This window comes from Lyngbya sp. CCY1209, from assembly GCF_035615495.1.
GTDB lineage: Bacteria > Cyanobacteriota > Cyanobacteriia > Cyanobacteriales > Microcoleaceae > Limnospira.
This window is the reverse complement of record NZ_JAJENU010000085.1, coordinates 1-698: the sequence shown is the minus strand read 5'-3', so window position 1 is coordinate 698 and position 698 is coordinate 1. Positions and strand designations below refer to the sequence as shown.

The following is a 698-nucleotide window of genomic DNA, read 5'->3' as shown; positions in this document are numbered from 1 at the left end:
GGTTTCTCAAAAAAAGTCGAAATTTTTAACATTTCTTAATTTTTTTTGAAAAAATAAATAATGCGATCGGCAATGTGAAGCCAATCAATCGACTCCAGGGGGCGATCGCGATGACGGAAAAATTCCGATATTTGCGATCGCGCCACTCAAAGCCCCCAGAATTGGGGGTGTCGGGGGCTATAGCAGTGTGAAATGATTCGTCAAAATCCGATCCACTCATCGAACGACATCAAGGAATGAATCTGATATGCTGTTCCCTCTAGTGATCGAATAAGTTTACTGTCAGCCGTCACGAACGGTATCTTCAAACGCTCCGAGAGTGCAATGTAGCAGGCATCATAGGCTGATATAGCCTGGGCGATCGCTATATCCAGGGCCTCACTCACCAACTCTGGAATTGCCATTCTTTTGAGTGCCAATCCCTTGAGCCTCAGCAAGCTGGCTTTTGCCTCGGCAGCGGGGTAATTTAGCGCGATCGCTGGTGATGTTGTGTTGAGGGGCGATCGCTTTCCCATGTCAAAATTCGTGTCAAGAGGGGGTTGACAGGGGGCGAAATTTCCCGTAAACTATTGACATCCTTCAAAATAATCGGATGGTTGCAAAAATTTTATTTCTGTCACTACTCCCATTATCTAAAATAATACCGGAAGTCAAGCGCAAAAGCAAGGGTTTCTCAAAAAAAGTCGAAATTTTTAACA

The 698-nt window shown here is 44.6% G+C and carries 1 protein-coding gene; it reads right to left on the bottom strand.

The window, feature by feature from the left end; translation table 11 throughout:
* Positions 1-200: 200 nt before the first annotated feature.
* Positions 201-515, bottom strand: a complete 315-nt coding sequence (locus LKE08_RS00440; protein WP_324702222.1) for a type II toxin-antitoxin system VapC family toxin — start codon at positions 513-515, stop codon at positions 201-203.
* Between the last annotated feature and the right edge of the window lie 183 nt (positions 516-698).

Bases quoted from the DNA above. Each gene is read 5' to 3' on its own strand.
- LKE08_RS00440 (WP_324702222.1), bottom strand. From the start codon at position 515: ATGGGAAAGCGATCGCCCCTCAACACAACATCACCAGCGATCGCGCTA.